The 24,948-nt window shown below is 58.4% G+C and carries 23 protein-coding genes; 8 read left to right on the top strand and 15 right to left on the bottom strand.

Going from position 1 to position 24,948, the window contains the following annotated elements:
* The first annotated feature begins 27 nt into the window (after positions 1-27).
* Positions 28-1,302 carry a serine hydrolase domain-containing protein gene (locus AC1RT6_RS00255; RefSeq protein WP_079447314.1) on the top strand — a complete coding sequence of 425 codons (1,275 nt, stop codon included), beginning with the start codon at positions 28-30 and terminating at the stop codon, positions 1,300-1,302.
* Between the two features lie 27 nt (positions 1,303-1,329).
* Here AC1RT6_RS00255 and AC1RT6_RS00250 read toward each other — a convergent pair whose 3' ends face one another.
* Together AC1RT6_RS00250 and AC1RT6_RS00245 are read right to left on the bottom strand one after the other, a co-directional pair.
* The gene (locus AC1RT6_RS00250; RefSeq protein WP_079447315.1) at positions 1,330-2,220 is read right to left on the bottom strand and encodes an HpcH/HpaI aldolase/citrate lyase family protein; all 891 of its coding nucleotides are present in this window, start codon (positions 2,218-2,220) and stop codon (positions 1,330-1,332) included.
* Positions 2,217-2,669: a MaoC family dehydratase gene (locus tag AC1RT6_RS00245; RefSeq protein WP_079447316.1), complete on the bottom strand. Its 453-nt coding sequence runs from the start codon at positions 2,667-2,669 to the stop codon at positions 2,217-2,219. The genes AC1RT6_RS00250 and AC1RT6_RS00245 overlap by 4 nt, the downstream gene beginning before the upstream one ends.
* Before the next feature lie 453 nt (positions 2,670-3,122).
* On the opposite strand from AC1RT6_RS00245, the gene AC1RT6_RS00240 reads away from it, so the two are divergent.
* Positions 3,123-3,341 (top strand): hypothetical protein, encoded by a 219-nt coding sequence (locus AC1RT6_RS00240; protein WP_079447317.1) that lies wholly within the window; start codon positions 3,123-3,125, stop codon positions 3,339-3,341.
* Positions 3,342-3,549: 208 nt separating this feature from the next.
* Here AC1RT6_RS00240 and AC1RT6_RS00235 read toward each other — a convergent pair whose 3' ends face one another.
* The 6 genes from AC1RT6_RS00235 to AC1RT6_RS00210 form a co-directional block, all read right to left on the bottom strand.
* Entirely contained in the window at positions 3,550-6,009 is a 2,460-nt protein-coding gene (locus AC1RT6_RS00235; RefSeq protein ID WP_079447318.1) for a TonB-dependent siderophore receptor, read from the bottom strand.
* Between the two features lie 112 nt (positions 6,010-6,121).
* Positions 6,122-7,084, bottom strand: a complete 963-nt coding sequence (locus AC1RT6_RS00230; protein WP_079447319.1) for a FecR family protein — start codon at positions 7,082-7,084, stop codon at positions 6,122-6,124.
* A gap of 111 nt (positions 7,085-7,195) precedes the next feature.
* Positions 7,196-7,696 (bottom strand): RNA polymerase sigma factor, encoded by a 501-nt coding sequence (locus AC1RT6_RS00225; protein WP_079447320.1) that lies wholly within the window; start codon positions 7,694-7,696, stop codon positions 7,196-7,198.
* Between the two features lie 318 nt (positions 7,697-8,014).
* Positions 8,015-8,806: a TOBE domain-containing protein gene (locus AC1RT6_RS00220; protein WP_472791529.1), complete on the bottom strand. Its 792-nt coding sequence runs from the start codon at positions 8,804-8,806 to the stop codon at positions 8,015-8,017.
* Between the two features lie 144 nt (positions 8,807-8,950).
* Positions 8,951-9,784 (bottom strand): amino acid kinase family protein, encoded by an 834-nt coding sequence (locus AC1RT6_RS00215; RefSeq protein ID WP_079447322.1) that lies wholly within the window; start codon positions 9,782-9,784, stop codon positions 8,951-8,953.
* Between the two features lie 12 nt (positions 9,785-9,796).
* On the bottom strand, positions 9,797-10,606 hold the full coding sequence (locus tag AC1RT6_RS00210; protein WP_079447323.1) for an amino acid kinase family protein: 810 nt from the start codon (positions 10,604-10,606) through the stop codon (positions 9,797-9,799).
* Positions 10,607-11,089: 483 nt separating this feature from the next.
* Here AC1RT6_RS00210 and AC1RT6_RS00205 point away from each other — a divergent pair, with 483 nt between their 5' ends.
* Positions 11,090-11,794 carry a class I SAM-dependent methyltransferase gene (locus AC1RT6_RS00205; protein ID WP_079447324.1) on the top strand — a complete coding sequence of 235 codons (705 nt, stop codon included), beginning with the start codon at positions 11,090-11,092 and terminating at the stop codon, positions 11,792-11,794.
* Between the two features lie 9 nt (positions 11,795-11,803).
* On the opposite strand, the gene asd is transcribed toward AC1RT6_RS00205, so the two are convergent.
* The gene (gene asd / locus AC1RT6_RS00200; RefSeq protein WP_079447325.1) at positions 11,804-12,706 is read right to left on the bottom strand and encodes an archaetidylserine decarboxylase; all 903 of its coding nucleotides are present in this window, start codon (positions 12,704-12,706) and stop codon (positions 11,804-11,806) included.
* A gap of 34 nt (positions 12,707-12,740) precedes the next feature.
* Here asd and AC1RT6_RS00195 point away from each other — a divergent pair, with 34 nt between their 5' ends.
* The gene (locus AC1RT6_RS00195) at positions 12,741-14,405 is read left to right on the top strand and encodes an aminotransferase class III-fold pyridoxal phosphate-dependent enzyme (RefSeq protein ID WP_079447351.1); all 1,665 of its coding nucleotides are present in this window, start codon (positions 12,741-12,743) and stop codon (positions 14,403-14,405) included.
* Positions 14,406-14,434: 29 nt separating this feature from the next.
* Here AC1RT6_RS00195 and AC1RT6_RS00190 read toward each other — a convergent pair whose 3' ends face one another.
* The 3 genes from AC1RT6_RS00190 to AC1RT6_RS00180 all read right to left on the bottom strand — a co-directional run bounded on the left by AC1RT6_RS00190 (position 14,435) and on the right by AC1RT6_RS00180 (position 16,957).
* Positions 14,435-15,064, bottom strand: a complete 630-nt coding sequence (locus AC1RT6_RS00190; protein WP_079447326.1) for a hypothetical protein — start codon at positions 15,062-15,064, stop codon at positions 14,435-14,437.
* A gap of 114 nt (positions 15,065-15,178) precedes the next feature.
* On the bottom strand, positions 15,179-15,871 hold the full coding sequence (locus AC1RT6_RS00185; RefSeq protein WP_079447327.1) for a class I SAM-dependent methyltransferase: 693 nt from the start codon (positions 15,869-15,871) through the stop codon (positions 15,179-15,181).
* Positions 15,872-15,901: 30 nt separating this feature from the next.
* Positions 15,902-16,957 (bottom strand): glycosyltransferase family 4 protein, encoded by a 1,056-nt coding sequence (locus AC1RT6_RS00180; protein WP_079447352.1) that lies wholly within the window; start codon positions 16,955-16,957, stop codon positions 15,902-15,904.
* A 664-nt stretch (positions 16,958-17,621) separates the two neighbouring features.
* On the opposite strand from AC1RT6_RS00180, the gene AC1RT6_RS00175 reads away from it, so the two are divergent.
* Positions 17,622-18,407, top strand: a complete 786-nt coding sequence (locus AC1RT6_RS00175; protein WP_472790279.1) for an RMD1 family protein — start codon at positions 17,622-17,624, stop codon at positions 18,405-18,407.
* Positions 18,408-18,613: 206 nt separating this feature from the next.
* Here the strand turns inward: AC1RT6_RS00175 and AC1RT6_RS00170 are convergent, their stop codons facing one another.
* On the bottom strand, positions 18,614-19,240 hold the full coding sequence (locus tag AC1RT6_RS00170) for a glutathione S-transferase family protein (RefSeq protein WP_079447330.1): 627 nt from the start codon (positions 19,238-19,240) through the stop codon (positions 18,614-18,616).
* A 264-nt stretch (positions 19,241-19,504) separates the two neighbouring features.
* Here AC1RT6_RS00170 and AC1RT6_RS00165 point away from each other — a divergent pair, with 264 nt between their 5' ends.
* Complete coding sequence (locus tag AC1RT6_RS00165) at positions 19,505-21,019, top strand: CYTH and CHAD domain-containing protein (RefSeq protein ID WP_139372899.1); 1,515 nt, start codon at positions 19,505-19,507, stop codon at positions 21,017-21,019.
* Positions 21,020-21,201: 182 nt separating this feature from the next.
* Here the strand turns inward: AC1RT6_RS00165 and AC1RT6_RS00160 are convergent, their stop codons facing one another.
* A complete protein-coding gene (locus AC1RT6_RS00160; RefSeq protein WP_079447332.1) occupies positions 21,202-21,441 on the bottom strand; it encodes a DUF6894 family protein in 240 nt (79 codons plus the stop codon).
* A 283-nt stretch (positions 21,442-21,724) separates the two neighbouring features.
* Between AC1RT6_RS00160 and AC1RT6_RS00155 the strand changes: the two genes are divergently transcribed.
* Positions 21,725-22,084 (top strand): hypothetical protein, encoded by a 360-nt coding sequence (locus tag AC1RT6_RS00155; RefSeq protein WP_472790282.1) that lies wholly within the window; start codon positions 21,725-21,727, stop codon positions 22,082-22,084.
* Positions 22,085-22,190: 106 nt separating this feature from the next.
* On the opposite strand, the gene AC1RT6_RS00150 is transcribed toward AC1RT6_RS00155, so the two are convergent.
* Positions 22,191-24,182 (bottom strand): PhoX family protein, encoded by a 1,992-nt coding sequence (locus AC1RT6_RS00150; RefSeq protein ID WP_472790284.1) that lies wholly within the window; start codon positions 24,180-24,182, stop codon positions 22,191-22,193.
* A 282-nt stretch (positions 24,183-24,464) separates the two neighbouring features.
* Between AC1RT6_RS00150 and AC1RT6_RS00145 the strand changes: the two genes are divergently transcribed.
* Positions 24,465-24,938, top strand: a complete 474-nt coding sequence (locus AC1RT6_RS00145) for a nuclear transport factor 2 family protein (protein WP_079448145.1) — start codon at positions 24,465-24,467, stop codon at positions 24,936-24,938.
* Positions 24,939-24,948 lie beyond the last annotated feature (10 nt).

Raw genomic sequence — 24,948 nt, 5'->3', positions numbered from 1 at the left:
TTGCCCCCTGCCCCGGAGTAATCCCAGATGACAGCCCTCAATCCCGGCTCTCCCGAAGGTTCAGGGATGTCCGGCGCCGCGCTCCAGCGCATCGATGACCATCTGAAGCGGCGATATATCGATGCCGGCCGGTTTCCGGGCACACAGCTGATGGTGTATCGCCGCGGCAACCTCGTGCACAATTCTGTGCAGGGCTTTGCCGATCTCGAACGCCGGGTGGCGCTGAAGGACGACACCATCTTCCGCATCTATTCCATGACCAAGCCGATCACGTCGGTCGCCTTCATGATTCTGGTGGAGCAAGGCCTCGTTGCGCTCGACGAGCCGGTTCACAAGTATATTCCCGAGTGGAAGAACCTTGGCGTGTTTCAGGCGGGCACCGCGCCTGCCTTCATGACCAAACCGCCGACGCGGCCCATGCAGATCATTGACTTGCTCCGTCATACATCCGGGCTGACTTACGGTTTCCAGCAGCGAACCAACGTCGACGCGGCGTATCGCGACAAGCAGATCGGCACGCTCGACCCTGCGGGCACGCTTGATTCGATGATCGCAAGCCTTGCCGACATTCCGCTGGAATTCTCGCCGGGCGAAGCCTGGAATTACTCGGTCTCCACGGACGTGATCGGCTACCTCGTGGGCAAGATCAGCGGCATTTCCTTCGAACAATTCTTGAAAGAGCGCATTTTTAATCCGTTGGGAATGGCCGATACCGACTTCCTCGTGCCGGCCGACAAGGCGCAACGGCTCGCGGCCTGCTACAATGCGACGGTCGGCGGCATGATGTCGGCTCGTTCGCCGGATGCGAAGAGCGGACTGACGTTGCAGGATGATCCCGCCAAGAGCCCTTTTCTCTCGCTGCCCAGCTTCATCTCGGGAGGCGGCGGCCTGTGCTCGACGGCTGCCGACTATCTCACGTTCTGCCAGGCGCTGCTCAACGGCGGCGAACGCGGCGGCGTCAGGCTGATCGGGCCGAAAACGCTGGCGCTGATGACGACCAATCACCTGCCCGGCAACCGCGATCTGCCGGACATGTCACGATCGATGTTTGCGGAAGCGACCTACGCCGGCATCGGCTTCGGCCTCGGCTTCTCCGTCACCATGGACCCGGCAAAGACGCTAATAGCCGGCAGCCCCGGTGAATACGCCTGGGGCGGCGCTGCAACGACCTCGTTCTGGATCGACCCAGCGGAAGACCTGATCACTATCTTCATGACGCAGGTGATACCCTCGAGCGCGTATCCGATCCGCCGAGAGCTTCGCACCATGATCTATGCGGCCATCACTGAGAGCAATCTTTGAGCCGCGCCATCCCGCCTTCCTCGACGCTTATTCCTTGATGGCCTCGCCGACCGAGGCCAATGCCCGCTTCGCCGCGATCAGGTGCGGAATGTCATACATCTTGCCCTCGATACCCACCGCGCCGGCATCAGGTTGACTGGCGAAGGCAGCGACGACGCGGCGGGCGTGCGCCAGATCGGCTTCGGACGGCGTGAAGCAGGCGTTGATCGTGGCAACCTGGCGCGGATGGATCGCGAGTCGCCCGACGAATCCGTCACGGCGGGCGACACGGCAACTCTCGGCGAGGCCCGCCTGATCCTTGAAATCACTGTACAGCGTATCAAGTGCAAGAACGCCGGCCGCGTTAGCCGCAAAAAGGCATTGGGCACGTGCAATCTGATAAGGAGATGTCCAATCGCCGTTCGGCTCTTTATTGGTCAGCGCGCCAAGCGCGGTGCTGAGATCTTCAGCGCCCCATGTCATGGCCGCAAGCCTTGCGCTCGCACCTGGATTCCGCCTGACGTAGCTGGCAAAGCCAAGCATCGCAGCCGGCGTCTCGGTGGCGATAGCCAGCAGCTTCACATGCCCTGGCGGAATGCCCGCGGCCACCTCCAGAACATCGACATAGTGCGAGATCTGCTCGACGTCTTGAATGCCGTTGACCTTCGGAATCAGGATGCCGTCCAGCCCGGGGCGGACGACAGCCGCAAGATCAGCCAGCGTCAGGCCCGTTCCGAGCGCGTTGATCCGCACCAGAAACGTCCAATCTCGAGCAGTCGCGCAGAGAAAGCTCTTCACTGCGTCACGCGCGACCGCCTTGCGGCCGGGCGCGACAGAGTCTTCCAGATCAAGGACAAGCGCATCCGCGCCGCAGGTGTTGGCCCGCGCCAACTTGCGATCGCTGTCGGCCGGGACGAAAAGAAGCGAGCGCCACTTCATGCCGGCCTCCGCATCATCAGCGCGTTGCGGCGGCAAAACACCACCTCCTCATCTCGCTGATTGTATCCGCGATGCTCGAACGTGACGATACCCTGCGTTGGACGCGACTTGCTGGCGCGAACCGACGCCACTTTCGATTCCGCGCGCAACGTATCGCCCGCGAATACCGGACGTGGAAACCTGGTTTCCTCCATACCGAGATTTGCGACCGTGGTTCCGAGAGTTGTGTCCTGCACTGAAAGGCCAATGATGAGACCCAGCGTAAAGATGGAATTGATCAGAGGTTTACCGAATTCAGTCGATTTGGCATATTCGTGATCAATGTGCACCGCAGCCGGATTGCAGGTGAGCGAGGAAAACAGAACATTGTCCATGTCGGTGACGGTTCGCCGAATTTCGTGAACGAACCTCTGCCCGACGGAAAACTGCTCGAAATACAGTCCGGCCATTCAGCTCTCCTCTCCCGCCATCGGATTTGAACGCGCGACCAAGCGGAATCAACATTGCTGCTGGCCTGGAGTTTGCCATCCGCTACCATCGGCTGCAATGAGTCGGGCTTATGGCTTCACCGGGGACGAGAGGTAAGCGGACCGGCGATCAAGAATTACGTCGTCGATCAAACGGATAGATGCAGGCGAACCTGCCATGCCAGGCTCAACTCATCTTATTGCTATTGAGATTGCGAACCAGAATGGCGTCGATATTTCATCGGTGATGTTCTATAGCGTTTTCGAGCGAAGTGGTTACCGGTTCGCATGAAGAAAACGCGCCAAATCAACTTATAGAGCTCTGCTTCTGATTCCGTAAGGAGCGGAAAGGCTCTATATCGGGGTGCCCGATCGGCTCATGACCCTGCGCGATGGCAATTCCGCATTGTTCTCACAAATCCAGAGTCTATCCCCATGGAAACAAAATTGACCCGGAAATTCATTGCCGAAGTCGCCTCGCTAGCTGTCTTTGGAGTCGGGCTCGCCGGCGTCTATATTCTGGCCAAGGCGCTTAAAGACGAGGCCGCGGATTTAACGATTGCGTTGATCGCTACGGCCATATTCGTGGTGTCATATGTCCTTGGCCAGTGGGTCAAACGCGCGATCAACCCGTCGCCCGCTGTGGAACGGTAATCATCGGAAACCTTCACTCTCGGCTGGTGTTATAGCGTTTCGAGCGAAGCATGTCCTCGGGCTTGACCCCGAGATACCGGTTCGCGTGATGAAAACGCCTCAGATCAAAAGATGGAGCCTCACCGTTTCCGTGAAGCGGTGAAGGACTCTCGTGGCCTGCTGCCGGTTTTTCGGACAAAAGGTCCAGCTTCTGGTGGTCGTCTGCCTGCTACCACTTGTACGAGAGGCTTCCCGTGATGCGGCGCCGGTCGCCGTAGAAGCACGAATCCGAACTCGAGCATGTCGCGACATAGATCGTGTCGGCGACGTTGATGAAGTTAACTGCGGCCCGCCAGTTATCCCCCCATTCATAATGAACCGCCAGATCACCAAGGACCACGGCTGGCACGGTAAGGGTATTCGCAGTATTCGCAAAAGACGATCCGACGTATCGGACGCCGCCTCCCAAGCCAAAGCCGCTTAGCGCTCCTTCGCGGAAGGTGTAGTCAGTCCACAGCGACGCGAGTTCACGTGGAGTGCTGACCGGCACTGTTCCAATCAGCGATGCGTCCAGGTCCCTGCTCACAAAGAAATTGAAATTGGTATAGCTGGCCGTGATCTTGAAATCGCGCGTGATGTTGGCAACGGCCTCCAGTTCCAGGCCGCGGGACGTGACCTCGCCGTTTTGAATCTGCAGTTGCGGGTTGTTCGGATCGGTCGTCAGCGCGTTTTGGCGTTTCAGATCGAATAGCGCCACACCAAAACGTGCGTTAAGCCCCGTCGGTTGATATTTCAATCCAACTTCAGATTGCACGGCCGTTTGCGGCAGGAGGATATTTCCGGTGGCGCCATTGATGCCGATGATCGGATTGTAACTGGTTGCATACGAAGCGTAAGGAGCCAGGCCGAAGTCAAAATTATAAATAATGCCACCGCGACCGGAAAACTTGCTGTCCTCTCGGGTCTGATACGACCTGGCAAGATCGTTATCGATTGTGCCAACCCAATCGTTGCGGCCCGACAGGACGAGCGTCAAGCGATCGAACTTGATCTGATCCTGAAGATAGAGTGCGACCTGGTTCTGAGTTACATGCGCATCGCGATATGGCGCACCGCTAAATGGTGCGGTCGGAGTGTAGACAGGATTGACCAGATTTATGGGCAAGCCCTCTTCAATACCCTGCATATCATCAAGGGTGAAGCGCTTCACGTTGAACCCGCCGAGAACCTTATGAGACACCGGGCCGGTTTCGAATCGAGATTCGAGCTGACTGTCCATATTGGCCTGGCTCGCTTTGCTGCGCACCAGAAAACTATCTCGATAGAGATCTGCGGCGGCGGGCGTGGTTAAGTATCCACCTCCGAACATCGTCGCGTTATAAAGGTCCACATACCCATAACGGGCATTCTGACGGAACGTCACGTTTTCCGACAGATGCTTCTCAAACTGATAGCCGACCATCGCCTGATCGCGGCGTTGCGTATCCATGCTTGGTTCGCTGGCGAAGAGATTGGTAGGTATCCGACCGAATGGAGCGTTCACCACCGTACCTTCATAGGGAAGGAAGTTCAGACCGCGCGTCACGTTGTGTGACGCCTGAGCGTAGATCGTCAGTCGCGTATCGATATCCGGCATCCATGTCAGCGACGGCTGGAGGAAATAATTATCGTCGTTGATGAAGTTGACCTGCGTGCCTCCGCCGCGGATCTGACCGACGATCCGATAAAAGAGTTTTCCGTCGTTTCCTGCATTTAGAGGACCACCGACATCGAACTGGGTGTAGGCATTGCCGAAATTGTTGACGCCGGCCTCGATATAGTGAGTGGGCTCTTCACCAGCGAACCTGCTGACGGCGTTCACGATGCCGCCAGGGCCGGACCCGCCGTAAAGGATGGCTGAGGGGCCGCGCAGAACCTCAACGCGATCCAGACCGAACGGCTGGATTTTCCAGGTAGCGAAAGACATGGACGTCAGCTGCAAGCCGTCCAGAAACAAGCTTTGTTCCTGCACCTGGAATCCGCGAATTTGAAACCAGTCGTTGCGCGGGTCGGCACCGGCCGTGCCCCCGAAAACACCGGCCGTGTAGCGCAGCGTTTCGTCGAACTTGGCGTTGATGTTCTGATCCCGAATCTGCTCCCTACCGATCACCGATATGGACTGCGGCGTCTCGATGATCGGGGTGTTGGTCTTGGTGCCGGTCATGCTCTGATTGGCAACATACCCGTTAACGGGGCCCAATGGGTTCTCGCCCTGCACGTCGATCGTATCGAGCGCAACCGCACCGGCCGGCATCGCGCCAACGCTAGCGCCAGCCGATGAAGGATTGACGATCTGGACCGTGCGGGCGCCGGTGAGCCGCGCGGTCAGTCCGGTGCCGGCCAGCAATCGGTTGACGCCCTCGCGCACGGTGAGTGTGCCCGAGACGCCCGGCGTGCGCGCTCCGCTCGGCACCGCGCCATCGAATACGAGATCGACGCCGGCGGCGCGCGAGAAGGCCACGATGCCGGTCGCCAAGGACTGCGACGGGATGGCGAAAGTGATCGACCGTTGCATGGTGCCCACAGCGGGTGCAGGCGCAGTCTGCGCAAATGCGGATGGAACTGACAGCAGCAGGACGGCGATCGACGACGACCCAAGCAAAGTCATCAGCCTGGTCGCCTTGACCCTCGAAATAGTCCGCCCCGCCATCGTCGCGCTCCGTCATCAGATTAACGCCGGCATGATGCCGACGTCCCCACTGGGTTAGACGAAGCAGACTTGCGATTATCCGATTGGGCGCGAACTTCTTTTCTGAGCGGCGTCAGGCATCGAATACAAGGGTCAGATAGGGGGTCACATTGACGACCTGGATCGGAAGGGCCTCCTCAAGGGTGGCGAGAATATTCCCTGATTTCTCGAGGTCGATGATCAGCGTGACTGGACGAGCGGCCAAGGCCGCTCCCATTACCATCAGCCTGCCCCGCCGCCAGCGATTGAGTGAGGCGATGACCCGTCCGAACGGCTGCGAAAGAAATATCAAGCGGCCGTCGCGCCAGCCAAGCTCCGAGGCCGGGTCGATACTCTGAGGAACGCCGATGCTCTCGCGATTGTAGGTGAGCTGCGATCCTGCGTCCAACCGCGCGTCTGCCGCGCCGACGCGGATGTTTACGGCATGCCGGGCGACAGTAACGCGCACGTCGTCGTCGGAGATATAGTCCACATTGAATGAGGTTCCGACAGCCATCGTGCGGCCTGCAGCCGCCTCGACCACGAAAGGACGCGATGTCTCGGGCGCAACCGAGAAGAAAGCCTCGCCTTGATGCAAGGTGACCAGGCGAAGGTGCGAACTGAAATCGGCAGACAAGGCTGTCGCGCCGGCCATTTCCACGGTCGAATTGTCGGCGAGGGTTACCGTCCGGCGTTCGCCGGTGCCGGTGCGGTAGTCCGCGAATGGATGCTGTCGGTAGGCGACCCAGCCGCCCCCACCGACCATGGCAGCGAGCACGCCTTTGCCGAGGGTCCGGCGCGTGATGGCCATCTGTCTTGCGCGACGGCGCGCCTGGACGATCGGAAGTTCTGCGGCTCCCGACCATAGACGTTCGACCTCCGCATAGGCGGCGCGATGGCGCTCGTCCCGTCGCAGCCAGGCGCGGAAAGCGACCTGATCAGCCTTGGCCACCTCGTCAGCATGAATGGTCGCGAACCACGTCACGGCCTCCTGCGATATCGGATCGAGATTTCCGCCGAAGTCGTTGTCGTCGGTCCAATTGGGATCCGGCCCCATCAGACACGCTCCTTTGGCAGGCCTGGGACACGACCCAGGACCGGCTGAACTATAGCGCTCTTATTATCTGGAGACGATTTGGAGAGCGAGATATCTCACGCACGCAGAAAATTATTCGTGCGTCCGATCAAGCGCCGCCTTGAGGTGCATCATGACCTTGAGCATCTGGCTGAACGCCGATTGCGGCGAGATGCCCATGGTTCGGCCAATCTCGGCGAATGTCTTGCCTTCGAGGCGTGCCAGGAACACCTCGCGCGGCCGCTCCGGGATTTGATTGAGAGTTGCCTGCAAGAGCGCCAACTCCTGACGCGACAGCAGCACGCGCTCCGGGGATGGCGATTCGTCGACAATATGCTTGAGGACATCGTCACTGCTATCGACGAGCGGCATGAGCCGCTGCCTGCGTGCTAGATCAATCGAGAGATTGTTCGCGGTCCGGAAAATATAGGCCTGCACGTTGTCGATTGGCGCGACCGGCGTCGCGGTGAGGAGCCTCAGGAAAGTCTCCTGAGTGAGATCGGCGGCGGTATCGGCAGTCGCACCCCGTCGCCGCAGGAAGCGCCTTAGCTCCTCATTATGCCGCCGAAACAGATCTTGAATATCAAAGGCCACGGGTCAGCCCCTCGGCCGCAAGGATGCGCGGGGGCGCCTTCCTGCTTGCAACCGCTGCGCCGTTCTCTATGAGGGCGGAAATTTCCCCGCAATCTCATATATTTTGGATTACTTCTAATATTATGGAATAAGCAGTCGAATTCAGGACAAAAGGTCAGTGTCGTTGCATTTCTGCAACGGCAGCAAGACGAAGCAGCGATGTCAAACTTCCCGACTTTGTCGACTCGCTTTTTCCCTTAGCGGCGCACACCTCGATATATTTTTGATCCAGAAGCCGACGGACTGTTCGCGATCAGCCCAAATGCAAAACGACTCTTGTCAGTTGATGGCAATGATAACGTGCGCGGCATCGAAAAGGGCGAATGCGGGTTTTCCTGGAGAGAGCCGAAGCGATTGGGCACTTTGCGCAGTGACGCTGGCCGCAAGCGTCTTGCCTGCACCGATGTCGAGGACGATCTCGGCGCTCACGGTGGATGCCTCGCATCGGCTGACGATCCCATTGATGCAATTGCGAGCGGAGGTCTTCGGCGCTGTTTTACCTGTAGCAATAGCAACGAATGGTGCCTTGATCAGCAGGGTCACCGGTCGGCCCGCGCATAGTCCCAACTCTTCCATGCTGGCGTGCGTGACAAGCGAATGGATCGTCGTTTGGGGCGAGACCGAAATTTCGACTTCGGCACTCAGCGTATCGGACACGATGTTGATGATGCTGCCGCGGATCGCGTTGCGTGCGCTGGTCTTCATAAGAAATCCCGAGACAAGATCCAATGGAGAAACGCCGGCCTCGGCGAGCTCAGGTTCGATCGTTCGCAAGACGCGGGCCATCTCCGCTTCCATTCTTCTGAACGCCTCGATGACAGAGTAGCCGGTCGCCGTCAGCGTCGCTCCGCCGCCGGCGCGACCGCCAGCGCGCCCGACGAGCAACGGCTTGCCAAAAAGGTTGGCCATCGCATCGAGGCCGTCCCATGCGGCTTTGTAGGTGATGCCGACCGCCCGTGCCCCAGCTGAAATGCTGCCCTCGCGCGCAACCGCCTCGAGTAACCTCAACCGTTCCCGCCCGACGGCTGGAACGTTCTCGCCCTTCAAGGTGACCAGCGCTTCAATCGCCATCACGCCCCGCCCCGCCGTTATATATTCGACAATATATAACGGATATTGCGCCGGGAACGAAGCCGAATTTGCAAATGCAAAACGGGCCGGAGCACTTGCTCCGACCCGTTTTTCCGATACCAGATCGATAATCTGGAACGAAGCTCAGACCTGATGCGCGCCAGTATGAATGATCGTGCCAACGTGCTCGCCACGCAAGGCGGCGGTGAGCCGTCCCGGAACAAGGCCATTTACAACCTGCACGCGCTCGATATGACGCGCAGTCGCCATGACCTCGGCCAAAGCCGTATCGACCGGCAACGTGCCTTTGAACTTTGCAAGATCGGCGACGCTCATCTCGCGAAGCAATTTCGCCGTCTTTCCCTCGGAGCCGTTGGGGTCCGCAGTAGACACACCGTCTACATCCTCCACAATCGTGAGGCCGGCTGCGCCCAGCGCGTCGGCTAACAGAAACGCGCCGGTATCCGCCCGGTGCTGCGGAATACGAGAGCCTGGAAACTCGTGATGGTGATACGGAGGAAAGGCGCTTCCGACAACGGCGCGGGCCGCGGTGAGGTGAATCGCCAACTGGCTCGCGATGGTCGGGTGCTCGATATAGGAGACGCCTTCCGGAGCGAGGAGCGAGGCGAGAATGTGGCCGTTCTGGCCGGCTTCGCTCGCGGCAAGCGGGGCCAGCGACCCGACCGGAAGGCCGAGATCGAGGCCAACGCCGTAGACATGGCGCGCGCGGATTCCGGCACCGGTCAGGATCAGTAGACGGTGTTCGGGCAAAAGTTTTCGGATCTCGTCCACGATCGGAAGGATCGCATCGCGGCCGCGATCCATGATGGAGCGGCCTCCGATCTTCACCACTTGCAGCCACGGCAGCAGCCGGATCGGCCGCTTGCCGGCGACGGGAGTGGTAAGTTCGCCGTCGAGCAGGGTCTGGCGCGCGAGCGGCGAGGCGACGTGCTTGATGGTGTCAGTTGTGTTGGCCATGACGTGTCTCTTTCAGCTCGCGGTGATGATGGTGCCGACGTGCTCGCCAGCAAGCGCGCGGGTCAGGTTGCCGGGGACAAGGCCATTCACAACCTGCACCTGACGAACGTGGCGTGCCGAGGCGAGCAGATCGAGCATGCGGAATTCGAGGATCGAGTCCTGCAGCCCCTTGGCCTTCATTTCGGCGACCGAGATCTTTGAAATCAAGGTGGCGCCTTTCGAGGTTTTCGGGTTTGCAGTGTAGAGGCCGTCTTCGTCCTTCACGAAGATCATCGCCTTGCACCCGAACTGTTCAGCGAGGAGGAAGCATCCAGCGTCGGTTCGGTAGGGAGGAATGACGCCCTCGGCGGCGGGACGCGTCCACAGGCCATAAGGCGGCATGCCGCTGAAGACGACGCCGTTCACCTCTGCAAGGTAAAGCGGCACAGCCGAAAGCCCTGCGCCATCGACCGCCGAGATCCCGTGCTTCGCGAGCAGCTGTCCCAGCATCACAGCGTTCTGATCGGCAACCGAGGCCCCGAGTTGCGTGAGCACACCCGCCGGCAAGCCGAGCCCTGCCGCGATCGAGTAAAGATGCCGGGCCCGGGTTCCTGCACCCGTACCGATCAGCAACTTGTGTTTCTTGCGGGCGGCGACGATCTCGTCCACGAGCGGATAGACCGCCGCGCGACCGCGATCGATCACGCTCTGTCCGCCGATCTTGAGAACCGTCGCGTCAGGCAAAATCCGAAAATCCGCCGATGCATCCGCAGCCGTTAGAAGTTGCGCGTCGGTCAGCGAGCGCTGCGTGAGCAGCTGCTCAAGTTCCGCAGTGGTGGCCATTGGGGCTTCCTTTCGTTTGCGACGACCATCTGATCGAAGCCGTCATTCGGGACGCAGGTCTGCCCTCAGCGATACCCCAAGGATGATCCGGCAGCCTCCGTCCGTCGAAAACAGTGGTATGTCGCGGAACAGATGTCAACCCGACTAAAGACGATAACCTGTTTATTTTCAATGCGTTATGTATACGTAGGTGATAGCGGCACCACTTGAAATTCGAGCTCGGCAATCATGTCGGTCTATGCGAGCGGACCTGCATGCCGATATCTCCGCCAAGAACACCAAGCTCAATAATGAGATGCGAGTGGCAGGATCGCCCACTCACCTTTTTCCTTCACAAAATGATCGTGAGTCTTTCCGGAATTTATCCCGGTACCCAGATCAGCGCGAGACGCTGTCCCTCGTGGATCTGCGCGGGCGCCTCGTCATATCCCTGTCGCGCACATATTCCATGAGTCAGCTGCTAACCAGAGAGAGGGCGCACGGATGTTCGCACATTCCCCCGATATGGTCGCAGATGCCTCGTGGCCTGTCGAAGCAACACGCCGCATGAACCGAATGTATCGGAGGCAAAGGCACTTTTACGATGCAACGCGGCGGTACTACTTTCTTGGACGTGACCAGCTGATCGCCGATCTGCGGCCTGAGGCAGGCGCGGCCGTTCTGGAGATCGGATGCGGGACCGGCAGGAATCTAGTTTTAGCCGCAGGCATGTACCCTCAGGCAAGATTTTTCGGAATCGATGTTTCAACGGAGATGCTGACATCGGCAATCTCGAGTATTTCGCGACACGGTCTGGAAGATCGAATTCGAGTCGCGCACGGCGATGCAACCGCGTTGGAGCCGCATCCCTTGTTGGGTACCGAGCGGTTCGACCACGTGCTTATCTGCTACAGCCTGTCGATGATACCAAACTGGCGTCGAGTGCTTGAGAGAGCTGTGAGCCGCCTAAAGCCCGGCGGCCGTTTACACATTGTCGATTTCGGCAGCCAGGAACAGATGCCGACGCTAGCCCGCGCGCTGCTACTGAGATGGCTTTCGCTGTTCGATGTGACGCCGCGCAACGAACTGCAGAAAATGCTCACTGCGATGGCGCAACATACCGGAGCCCATTTGCGCTTTGATCGCCTTTTCCGCGATTATACCCAGTACGCCGTACTGACGCTTCCCGAGGGATCAGCGAAGCGGTGAGGACATGGCTTACGCCTGCGGCTCAGCGCGCAGGCAAGGATCACCTGCCCTAACCTTTCGCATGAGGGGCTGACCGGCCTTTATCCGCGCCGATTCCACCACGTTGCCGCAGAACTCGAAGTCCTCTGGCGCCAGCACAATGATCGTTGATCCGTGCTCGAACCAGCCGAGCTCCTCGCCCTTTCGCACGCTTGCATCGCAGGAAAAACCCATCGGCCCTCTGGTTTGAGCGTTGAGGGTGGCATCGATGAAATGCAGCCGAATGCTCGCGACCAGAATCGCTGCCACCGGCACCAGGGTCAGCGCCTCCCCGGTTGTCAGCCGCATCTGAAGCACCGCCCGTTCATTCTTGCAGAACAGCCGCTCGACCCGTTTCAGTGCAATCGGGTTCACGTTCCATACGTCGCCATGAATGAAGCTCACGCGATCGATCCGGCAGTCATGCGGCGCATGAAAGCGATGATACATGCTTGACGTCAGCCGCAGAGTGATGAAGCGGCCATTTCGGTGCGCATCGACCAGCGCCGGATCGCCGAGCAGGTCCAGTAGCGAATATGGCGCGCCCTTGATCTGAAAAAGCTGCGTGTCGACGATATTTCCAAACGCCCCGATGATGGCATCGCACGGGCTGACCACAGTCGCGGGGTCGGCATCCGGCGGGCGCAAGCCCGGACGCAACTCCCGCGTAAAACAATCATGCAGGCTATTGAAGCTAGTTTTACGCGCTTCGCTAAGGTCGAGGTCGGAAAACAGACGCCAGCAAGCCATCGAGAGATCCCGGATCAGGGGCTGTTCGATCTTGCTAAACCATCCGATGAACCAGGTTAGGGTTGCCCGCGGAATCCGGTTGGTCAGCAGGAAATTCAAATCCTTCTGCTGGGTCAGGCCCGAGATCAGTTTTCTCATTGTCATGAACCTGTCAGAGGCGTTGGATAGCGCTGGCGGCATGGATTTGCCTCTTCCGATTCTGGCCTTGTCTGCCGCCGCGGTTGCCGGCGCAGCAGTTGCCTTTCCCAAACTGAACGCCCGGTTGGCGCTTTCGCGGGCCAAACACCGCTCGCTGACCGGTCATTCCAAGTTGTCCAGGACCGTTGCCCGGCTGCTGCCGTTCTACGAGTTCGATAACAATGACTTCTTCGGTTCCGACGGCGCGCCGCGCGAAGTCGTCAAACAAAGGCGGGAAGCCTTCTTTCGGCTCGCCCGCCTTTATGAAGAACGCTACGCCAAGGGTCGACAACTGACCGCAGACGCGTCGAGCCGAATCTCCGACCTGCGATTCACCGAGACCTATCGGGTGCCCTTTCAGTACAGCCGGATGGTGCGGGAGCATCTTTCGACCAGCGCCTTCATGCAGTCCTCGTGCGGCGTCACTGTCACCGACGTCGATGGCAATGTCTTCTACGACCTTGCCGGCTCCTACGGCGTCAATATCTTCGGCAACGATTTCTACAAGGATTGCATCGCCGCCGCGGAAAAGCGCGCCCATGCGTTGGGGCCGGTGCTCGGCCCCTACCATCCCGTGATTACGGACAATGTGCGCCGGCTCTGCGAGATTTCCGGTCTTGACGAAGTCTCGTTTCACATGTCCGGCACCGAAGCCGTGATGCAGGCGGTGCGGCTCGCCCGCTATCATACGCGCCGATCGCATCTGGTTCGCTTCGCCGGAGCTTATCATGGGTGGTGGGGCGACGTTCAGCCTGGCGTGGGCAATCCAATTTCTCCGCACGAAACCTATACTCTTGCCGACATGTCGGAGCGGACGCTCCATGTCCTGAGGACGCGGCGCGATATCGCCTGCGTTCTCGTGAACCCCTTGCAGGCACTTCATCCCAACGGCAATGCACCGGCTGATTCCGCCCTGGTCGACAGCTCTCGCAAAAGCCAACTCGACCGCGCCGCCTACGGAGAATGGCTGAAGCGGCTGCGCGAGGTCTGCACCGAGCGGAGCATCGTACTGATCTTCGACGAAATCTTCGTTGGCTTCCGTCTTGCCGCCGGGGGCGCGCAGGAATATTTCGGCGTCCGCGCCGACATGGTGACCTATGGCAAGAGCCTCGCCGGCGGTCTTCCCGTAGGTGCGGTCTGCGGTCGTAAGGATCTGATGCGACGCTTCCGCGACGATCGTCCCGCCGACGTCTGCTTCGCCCGCGGTACTTTCAATTCGCATCCCTACGTCATGACGGCGATGAACGAGTTCCTGAGTCGACTCGCCGATCCGAACTTCCTGTCGATTTATGACGGCCTCGATGAGACCTGGAACGGACGCGCCAAGCAGCTGAATGACCTGCTGAGCGCGCGAAACCTTGCGGTGCGGGTTAGCAACCTGTCGTCGATCTGGACGGTGCACTATACTGAGCCGTCCCGCTACAACTGGATGTTTCAATATTATCTGCGGGCCGAAGGGCTCGCCTTGAGTTGGGTTGGTACCGGTCGTCTGATCTTCAGCCTGAATTACAACGACGCTGACTTTTCCGTAGTCGCCGATCGCTTCGTGACGGCGGCCGAAAACATGAAGCGGGATGGCTGGTGGTGGCACAGTCCTTCGCTCACCAACAAGAGCGTACGCCGGCAAATCCTGAGGGAGATGATCACGCGACGACGGCCGCGGTAAGCCAGCGACCGTCGTCGTGCGGATCATTTTCAGTTCGAGCGCGCTTTACGCACTTGTACTTGTCCAAGGCCTGGATCGATCAACTCGCCCTTCATCAAATACAGCGGTGCTTTGTAGTATAGTTTGAGATCGTTAAACGGGTCAGTCAGGATCTTGGTCATCCACACAAGACCGGTCTCGACATCGCGAATGAAGAACAAATGAACGGTTCGAAACAGCACGCCGCCAATTCCAATTGCGAGCCATATCTTGGCGACTTGCCGCATGAAATCAGCCGGCGAGGCCCATGGCGTAAAGACACCAAACAGTGTCGGGTCGAAGAAGAGAACCAGCGGCGAAAGCGCCCAGATGGCCATCAGAACGATCTTCCGATTCAAATTATATCCGACCTTGATATCCTCCTTGTGGTCGTGAGTCGTCTGATTGACGTGGTCATAACCTTTCGGCTCGAAGAAGAAATGACCCGCCTGCCTTGTGGTCATAGAGAACAGCCAGCCGACCAATGCGGCGGCAACCGGATCGACGAATAGCAATGCATATGCAACGAGAAAGCTGAAGGCGCTGACAAAGTGCAGGCTCTGGTTGATGCGGCTGTGATGGTAAAAGCGATGGTCATCCCACCGTTGAGTGCGCAACTGCTCTCGAAAGCTCATATTCATTCTCTGTCCAGAATACGGTTTATTCGGTTTACAAGGATTCGATGTACGCAAGATGACATTATGCAAATGTCACAAGACGCGTCGCGAGGATGCGCTCGCGCGGACCTCTATCGTCTAATCAGGCGTGACTGTCGTCGTGGTTTTTCGAATACGGAGCAGCGAGAAGTGGCCGAGCGGCGGTATCGGCCGGTTCTCCACCAATTCCATTTCGGCTGCACCTGCCAACCATTGCGCATAGCGCGACCAGGTGAATTCGGCTGTCCGAAAGCCGAGAGGACGTACCACGGGCTGCAATCGACGCTCGATGAAGCGGCGCACCCCGGCATCGGCGCTGATCCGAGTCAGGATTATCAGTTCGCCGCCCGGCCGTAGCACGCGAGCGAACTCATCAAGGGCTGCTTCCGGGTTCGGTACCGCCGTCACAACATATTGCGCCATCACCACGTCGAATGAATTGTCCGGAAATTCGAGCTTCTCCGCATCCATGACCGCGAGTTCTTCGACGTTCTTTAGACCGAGATCATTGACCCTGCGTTTCGCCTTTTGCAACATCGCTTCCGAAATGTCGGTACCGAAGATGCGAAGGTGGGATGCATATTGCGGCAGCGAGATTCCCGTGCCGACGCCAACCTCAAGCACGCGCCCGCCGACCCTGTTGGTTGCCTGAATAGCCGCCTTGCGACCCTTGCTGAACACGCCGCCAAACACGAAGTCGTAAACCGGAGCCCAACGATCGTAAGCCTGCTCAACCGTCGCACGGTCGAAGTCCAACTTCTCGACGTCATCCAGCTTAAAGATTTCTGCCATGATAATTTCGATTTCCTCTTTCTCGCCTGGTTAGCCCTGCGCAGCACTGGGCGCCATCAGGCGGCCGCGAGGTCGCAATGAACGGCTCGGCTGCAATGCACTAAGATTGCCGATGAACTGCCTTGCGCTATTTTCCCAGGAGCGTTGCAAGGCAAAATCCCTACAAGCCTCGCGTGAAATCCTGAGTGCGCGGATGCAGGCGCTTCTTAAGTTCATATCCAATGCACCAACCGGAAAATCGGCAATCACATCGAGCGGACCGGTAACCGGAAATGCAGCAACAGGCGTGCCACATGCCAGCGCCTCGAGTTGCACAATGCCGAATGTGTCCGTCAGGCTTGGAAAAACAAAGACGTCAGCCGCGGCCAAGTGCGCGCTGAGTTCACGACCAGTCTTCTCGCCCAGGAACTTGACTTTCGGAAACCGGATTTCCAGCTCCGGCTTCTGTGGCCCGTCGCCGACCACTACCTTGGATCCCGGTAAGTTCAGCGAAAGAAACGCGTCAAGGTTCTTTTCGACCGCTACACGACCTACGCTCATAAAAATAGGTCTCGGCAAATCGAGCTCGGACGCACCATCGGGCGTGAATAGCTCGGTATCGACCCCTCGCGTCCAGGTTCCGAGCTTTTTGAAGCCTCTCGCGGTCAATTGCTGCCTGAGCGAGGAAGTGGCAACCATCGTCATGGCCGCAGCCGCATGAAAATGCCGGAGTACCGCATAGCTCATCGACAACGGGATGATCGAGCGTGCGGCGATGTATTCCGGGAAGCGCGTTGTATATGAGGTTGTGAAGGCCAGCTTCCGACGACAACAATAATCTCGCACCATCCAACCGACCGGTCCCTCGGTCGCGATGTGAATGGCATCCGGTGACGCCGCTTCTATCCTACGGGCAATTTCGCCGCGGCTTGGTAAGGCTACTCTCAACCCCGGATAGGTTGGAAGAGGCACTGACGGAAAGCCTTCCGGGGTCAAAAATTTGATGTCAGCTCCAAGCGCCGACGCGCTGCGGGCCAGCGACGTTAATGTGCGGACTACGCCGTTAACCTGCGGATGCCAGGCATCGGTCGCCACCAGAATTCGCATCGAGGTCTCGAGTTTTGTGATTCTCAATTCCACGACGTTCGCCCAACGATGTTTCAAGCGTATGACGCATCGACAATGGACGGTCCATCTTCCAATGCGACATTCTATCGAACATCACGGCCATTAGCTTTGCGGAGCTTTCGCTAATGGTCTGCAACTTAGACGAGCCTGCGACCTTGACCGGTCATCCAAGGCCGCAGAGACGGTTCCGAGATAAGCAAAGATCTATGCCTGCATGAAATCTGGCTGTCACGAATCATCAGTAGATCACTTCTTGGACGCTAGGTCCTCCGACCCCTTTGGGCCAGCCGCTCCCGACTTGCCCGGTGCAGCGGCTGCGCCGGGCCTTTTCTTTTGAGGCGGAACCGTGAGGCGATGGGTGACGAACGCTTCGTCTCCATTGAAGGCTTCCAAAACCTCACCACAGAGCGGGCATCGGAATTCGCCGCCTTGATTGGGCAACGACACCAACTCTAGTCGCCGGAACCCGGCTCCGCACTTCGTGCAAGCGACATCGGTTTGTCTCATGGCGCCCCTGTGTTTTATGATCGTCACAATCGCTGTCACTTCTGATGATATGCTATCGCCCTTCATAAGGTGAAAGAAAAAGCATGACGCGCGGAGACGATACGTGGTGAGCACACCAGCGGATTTCTCTGCGGAAATGGGTACGCGGGTCACCGCGCATGCCCTGTATATTGGAGACCGGATCAACACGGTGGGGTTCGAAGGCGAAGTGCTTTCGGCTCTTCCCCTCGCGATCCGGATTGGTGAGGCTCGTGTCGCTGTTTTGTTTCGCTACGGCGTCGCGGTGCTGATCGGCCTTTCACCCGAAGAAGAAGTCAACTTTTTGGAAGCGTTGAAGCCCCGGATCGGTGGCCAGCTCGCGCGTTTTGAGGAAGAAGCAGCGATTGTCACGATCACTAGTGAAACCGAGGATCAGGTTCAGGCGGGAGGTCCGCTTCAGTTGCGGGACATGTCGCCCGACAGGCTTTTAGTCGTTGCCGATGCCCTTGCGAAGAGCGTTGTGCTTGCCCATGACGAACGCGAAGTGGCAAAAGTGTTCGAGATCATCGAGCCTTTTGCAAAAGAGTTGGCAGATCGCGGACGTACTCGGCGTAACCGAAAAGGGATGCTGAAACTGCTCGGAAATGCTCTGCTGGTACAGCACCGTGTATCAGGCCGCGTTGCGGTAGCGGAAAAGCCGGATGTTTTGTGGGACCGTCCAGATCTGGAGCGGCTTTATGCACGGCTCGAAGACGAATACGAACTAAAAGAGCGCGTTGATGCGCTCAATCGGAAGCTCGCCGTAGTGGCCGAAATGGCCAACACTCTCGCTGACATCATCGATACACGCCGATCGCTGCACCTTGAACTTATTATCGTCGTGTTGATTGCGGTCGAGATTATCGTCACCTTTTATCAAATTTATGCTGCTGGAGGCCATTGATCTGCTGTTAACTCCGCTTCCCGAGGCCGCACCATCCCGATCGGTTCGGAAGCTCGCCAGCAAAGGAGCCGCGAACAGTGCAGCCGGCCTTTTGGAGACCTCAGTAAGCCAGGCGAGGTCGTTCGCCAGATCGTCGGTTCGACGGCACTAGCAGCTTTGTGGGGCACGCCCGAATGTCTCACAATGTCAGCCCGTTTTTTCCTCGCTCATCCGATCGGCTCCATGGCTTGCCGCGCGAGCGCTTGCTTCACCCCCTCGTCCGCTTCCATATGCGCGCGGTACGCTTTCAGCGCCGGATAGTTGCCGATTGACAGCGGCGTCTTCTCTATCCAGCGCGTCAGCACATAGAGGAAGGTGTCGGCGAAGGAACGCTGGCCGAGATACCATTCGCCGCCATTCTCGCTCAGAATGCCATTTAACCGCCCGTATTGATCGGCGAGTTTCTCATAGGTCTTGCGCTTAACCTCATCCTGCGCCGCCGCGCTCTCCGCAAACTTTGGAGTGTTGAAATGGCCTCCATAAGTCGCATGGACTTCCGAACTCATGTAGGCCAGCGCTTCGGCTTCCTTGCGGCCGAGCCGGCTACTGGGCGCATAGCCCTCCTTACCATAGGTGGCGCCGAGCCAGGCGAGGATCGCCGTCACCTCGGTCAGCACGTCCCCGTCTTCGAAGCGTAGCGCCGGCACCTGCCCCCGAGGATTGATAGCGAGATAATATTCCTTTTTCTGGTCGCCATAGGGAATGTTGTGGATTGCGACCGGGGCATCGAGCCACGCGACGGCGATGTTCGGAGAAAGCGAACAAGTGCCAGGCATCGTGTAGAGGGTCGGCATCTGATATTCTCCTTCTGTGCTTGGGTTCTGGCTGCGCGGGCCACGCTTGTCGATCGTATGCCAGAGTTCAATAATCCAGACGAAACCGTTGCTGCGCCGTTACCCTATCTCTCTTCGTAAGGAAATGGCTCATTTGGTCAGTGTCGAGGGCCTGAAAAGCGGACAGATCTACCGACCGACGGAGACAGCCACCCCACATAACTAGCATTAAAACGCCTCGCCATCAGAACGTTGAGTTTGGATTTGTCAGAGGATAAACAACCCGTGGGCACGGAGATCGAACTCAAGCTCGCCACGTCGAAAAACGGTCTGCACCGGGCAATGATGCTGCCTTGGCTAAAAAAGCAGGCCAGCGAAAGCGGCCGCAAGCAAGCACTCACATCGGTCTATTTCGACACCGACGATTTCGTTTTGCGCGAACACGGCGTCAGCTTGCGGGTACGCAAGGTTGACGGACATCGACTTCAAACCATCAAAGCCAATTCCAGTGCGCTTATAACGCGCGACGAGTGGGAAACAGCGATTGACCGCGATCAGCCAAATCTGGAGTTCGCTCGCGGCACTGCACTCGCGCCCCTACTGACTGCCGAGCTTACAGAGCGGCTGAGTCCCGTCTTCGAGACGCAGGTGGAGCGCGTGGTCATTCCCTTGCATTTTGGCAACAGCGATATTGAACTTGCCTTCGATCAAGGTCGCGTGGCCACCATGGATGCGAAGCTCGACCTGGCGGAAATCGAGATCGAATTGAAATATGGTGATCGGCGTGACGCGGCACGACTTGCAGAAAAGCTAGCGCGCAGCGTTCCCATCACGCTGTCCGTGGGTTCCAAGGCAGAGCGAGGCTATGCGTTGCTCGAGGGCACGCTGGATGCCCCTGTCTTTTCCGAGCCTGTCGTGATTGCGAAAAAGGCCAAGGTCACCGAAGCTTTTGTCGCGGTGAGCTTCGCCTGTCTGCGCCAGATCGCGGGGAACTATGGCGCTGTGCGGCACGGCGATCCCGAAGGCATTCACCAAATGCGGGTCGGCTTGAGACGGCTGCGCGCGTCGCTATCGCTGTTCAAGAAGATATTGCACGATGGCAAGGTCACCAAACTAAAACGAGAGCTGAAATGGCTCACTGGGCAGCTCGGTCAGGCGCGCGACTATGATGTTTTCGTCAGGAAAGCCCTGGTCTCGTATCGCGCTGAGCACAGGGATCGGCGCGAGCTCGAAATACTGCAGAATGAGCTCGAAAGAACCCGCAACGCTGGTTTCGCAACCGCGAGAGCGGCCGTTGACAGCGAACGTTTCCGTCGTCTTTTGCTGGACGTCGCGTTAAGGCTGCTCGATAGCGGGTATCACAACGACAGTGATGCTCTAGCGCGGGCTTTAGGTGGATGCCCGGCGCGGACGTTCGCGCAGAACGAGCTGGCGCGCCGTATCCGCAAGATCAACAAGCGGTTACGCAAGTTTAAGCAGCTTGATGGGCGTAGACGTCACAAACTGCGGATTGCAGCGAAGAAGGTACGGTATGGTCGCGAATTCTTTAAAGCTCTCCGTATCGGTGGCCGAAAATCCGGACGTAAGCTCGATCGCGCCCTGAAAAAGCTACTGAGTGGGCTCGGCGAGCTTAACGACATGCGGATGCATCAGCAGCAAGCACACGACTTCGCGCGATCCAGCCCCGCGGCTCAAAAGGCTTTCGCGATTGGCTGCCTCATCGGCCACGAGGAGGCTACTGCAAACGACGTACTTGCGGAGGTGATTGCGGCGGGGAAGCGCTTGCGGAAGACGGCATGACTTCTCTGCAGCGAACGAACCGGTCGCTTGGCTAAATCCGGAAGCCGCCGGTCTGTCATACTCCGGTCCGGTGGCTTCGTTGTAAGTCGGCCCACCTCTCGTTCAGGCGTAGTGGGCGCATCGCTGCCCTCCGACAGTAACCCTGCCTTCGAATCGGTTGATCGAAAACATGGCCGGTCGGGCTATGATTTCACATGAACTGTAAAGCGTGCTTGCAAGACAGGACCTTTATCGTCACGAACCTCAACTGCTAAAAGGCCGCCCTGACCGTCGATACGGCGGCTACGGATGGCATCCTTTGCAAGGTCAGCTAACGACAGCGCGGCTTCTTCCTGTGCAGAATGGGACGAAGCGAGCTCAAGCCCTTCATCATCCGGCATAAGGTCATCTCCATCGCGCACATCGAAATAGTAACGAGTCATCGGCAAGTCCCTGATCAATCGGATACAACTCTTAAGCGCCAGATTTGTTCGGCCGCGCGTGCGTCTGCGGGTGATAAGGTTCGCCAGGTTGGTAAACCTCGAAGACAACCGCGTCATGACGCCGTCTAGAGCCGCGGTGCTGACTACTTGGCCATCCCCGAAGCTGGTGCTCTGGCCGACGAAAGCGAGCCTATGCTTCGCTGATTACAAGGCCGCGAGCGGATTTCCCGACGATGCAGAAACGTCATCTCCTTGACTTGGCTGGTTACTACGATCGCTATCGATGCCGCGGGAAGCTCCCATGCAAAAGAAATTATGCCACGAGCGGATTGCAAAAGCGCTCGTTGAGAATGCGATCAACGGTGGCTTTCTAATTTCGGTCACGGGGACGCAAAGGGTTGTCGACCGATCACGGAACTTCGCCGAAATCACCAAGGCGATGTTCAGCACCGATATGGACACGCTCACACTGAATGTCGAAAAACGGCGTGTCGGTATCATCACTCTGGCTTACGGCAACGGCGATAACGGCTTGGGTGTGATCAGCGATCACACTGACGTCCCGCACATTAACCGTTTAGTTGAGCAAACTCTGAAGGAACTGGAACCGAACTCCATGCCAAATCTGCAGAGGCCGGATTAACCTCTATCGATAATCCAGGGTGGAAAAGGCGTCCTCGTGATGGATCTTCCCCATCTCGTCATCATTCGGGCATCGCCACGCAGTGGTATGAGCAGACCGATCAAGCTCAGACGATACCACCATCCTCGCGGGTAATCACAAGCGTCGCCGACCGCGGCACCGCTGAACCGCCGGCTGGCCAGTGGCTACCAAGACGTCCTTGCGCAAACTCATCGGCGCTCGTATGCGCACCTGGGTGCTGGACGTTGACGAACATGGTGCGGCCGTCCGGCGTCGTCGTCACGCCAGTGATCTCCTGCCCCAGCGGTCCTGTCAGAAATCGACGAATCTCTCCTGTCATTGGATCTGCGCATAGCATTGCGTTGTTTCCGAACGGCTCAAAGCGGCCCTTGTTCAGTGCGCAGTCGCCGATGTCGGTCTGGATCCACAATCGGCCGTTGGCGTCGAACCACAGCCCATCAGGACAAGCGAACAGGTTGTTATCGTCCAGCGGACGCCCGGTCAGGTCGCGGCCAGAAGCCTGGTCGCCACCGATGACAAACAGATCCCAGCGGAAGCTTGTCGCTGCGTGGTCAGCGCCTTCTTCGGTCCAACGCACGATATGCCCGAAATAATTCTCAGCGCGTGGATTTGCCTTGTCGACCTCATCCGGCTTGCGCTTAACATTGCTCGTGAGACTGAAGTAGACCGCGCCGGTCGTTGGCTCAATCGCACCCGATTCCGGCCGGTCCATACGGGTGGCGCCGACATGTTTCGCCGCGGCGCGGGTGTTGACCAGCACCTCGGCCTGACTGCCGAATCCGTTTTCAGACGTCAGGCCGTTCTGACCAGCCGCAAGCGCCAGCCAGTCGCCGCTCCCGTCATCATTGAACCGCGCGACATATAGCGTTCCGTCATCGAGCAGATGGCCACCGGCGCTGGCGTTGTCATAGGGCTGCGCGCTGACGAATTTGTAAATGAACTGGAACATGGCATCGTCGCCAGAATAGCAGACCAGCGGCTTGCCTTCGGTCGCCGGCGCGAAGACAACACCCTCATGTGCGAAGCGCCCCAGCGCGGTGCGCTTGACCGGTACCGCACCGGGTCGCGACGGATCGATCTCCACCATCCAGCCGAAGGCGTTTGGCTCGTTGCGATAGTCCTCGGCCGGACTTTGCGTTTTACGCGAGGCATCGAAGCGAACGAAAGCATCGTCGCCGTTGTCGGCCAGTTCCCAATGATAGCGCGTCTTGCCGCGCGGCACCCGATACTGGCTGTGCTCCCGCGGCTGATCCGGCTTGCCTTCCTTGCTGTCGTCGTTTCGAAAATACAGCGCCCAGTTCTCCTCTGCGGCAAGATAGGTGTTCCATGGTGTCGCGCTCGACGCACAATTGCCCAGCGTACCGCGTACGCAGGTGCCGTCTGGGCTGTATTTCGTTTTGACGAAGTCGCTCCCGCGCACGGGTCCAGCCAGCTCCATCGGCGTCAGCGCGGTGACTCGCCGATTGCGAGGGTCGGCGACGGCCACCCATCGGCCACCGGCCTCGCGGCGGATTCGAACGACACTGACGCCATGCGCATTCATTTCCTTGAGCGCGTCGTCAGCCGGTCGGCCGCCATCGATGAGATAAGCATCTTCGGCGCAGAGCTTGAGACCGGAGGCGGAGATGTGCATTAACCGCGGTTCGACGTATTCGTGGTTGATAACAAGCAGCCCGTCATCGGTATGGCCATCGATTGCGAAGAAGTGCATCCCGTCATGGTGACTACCGACCTGCATCGCCTGATCCTCGCCGCTGTTGTCGATCGTGAAGGCTGGCATGCGGCCCAGGATTGGCTCGCCCCATGGCAGGATGAACTGCACGCGGTATCCTTCGGGAACGGCCACCCTATCGGCACGGCTGACCGGGACTGGTTTGAAATCGAGGCGGTCCTTGGCGGCTCGTCCATCACCAGGGCGAACGAACAACGCGGCGACCGCTGTAGCCAGCGCGCCAGCGAGCACGTCCCGGCGCTTCAAACGCCGCGCGACAAGATCTCCAAAACGCGGGTTTCCAGTCTCAAGGCATGGCGGCTCATCACCGCCGTCGCCGCGAATAATCTCGATGGTTTTGCTCATCTCGGACCCCCAATAGAAGGGTTCGAAATTACCGCCGCTGTATGACAGTTAGTTCACGCCATCGATGGCAGGCGAAGATGGTTCAGGTCCATGGTTCGATAGGGACGATCTGAAAGATCAGCTTGGCCATTTGATTTGTCCCTTTTATTGTTCCAACTCCAGGGACGAACTGCTCACGACAATTCTGACAACGCTTCTGGAATTTCTGAGCACACCGGCCACGATGCCCCGACTGAAAGTCGGGCCTGCGTGCCATCGCTAACATCAACAGGAGAATTACAAATGTCCGAAGTTCGTCCGCCAGTCCCGCCGTTCACGCACGAAACCGCGGTCCTCAAGGTGCGAGGAGCCGAGGACGGCTGGAATTCCCGCAATCCAGAAAAGGTCAGCCTCGCATATACTTCGGACAGCCGCTGGCGGAACCGGAATGAGATTTTCTCCGGCCGCGACGCGATCGTCGAGTTCCTGACCCGCAAATGGGAGAAGGAACGAGAATATCGCCTCATCAAGGAATTGTGGGCATTCAGCGATTCACGCATCGCCGTGCGCTTTGCGTACGAATGGCAAGACGCGGGCGGCAATTGGTTTCGCTCTTATGGTAACGAAAACTGGCAGTTCAACGAAGCTGGCCTCATGGCTGTTCGCCATGCCAGCATCAACGACCTCTCGATCACAGAGAACGCACGCCTCTTCCATTGGACTATCGGCGCCCGCCGCCCGGATGATCATCCGAGCCTGAGTGATCTCAATCTTTGAGTCTCCTGGA

Source organism: Nitrobacter sp. MLSD-S21 (assembly GCF_058809865.1).
This window is presented reverse-complemented; position numbering and strand designations above follow the sequence as displayed.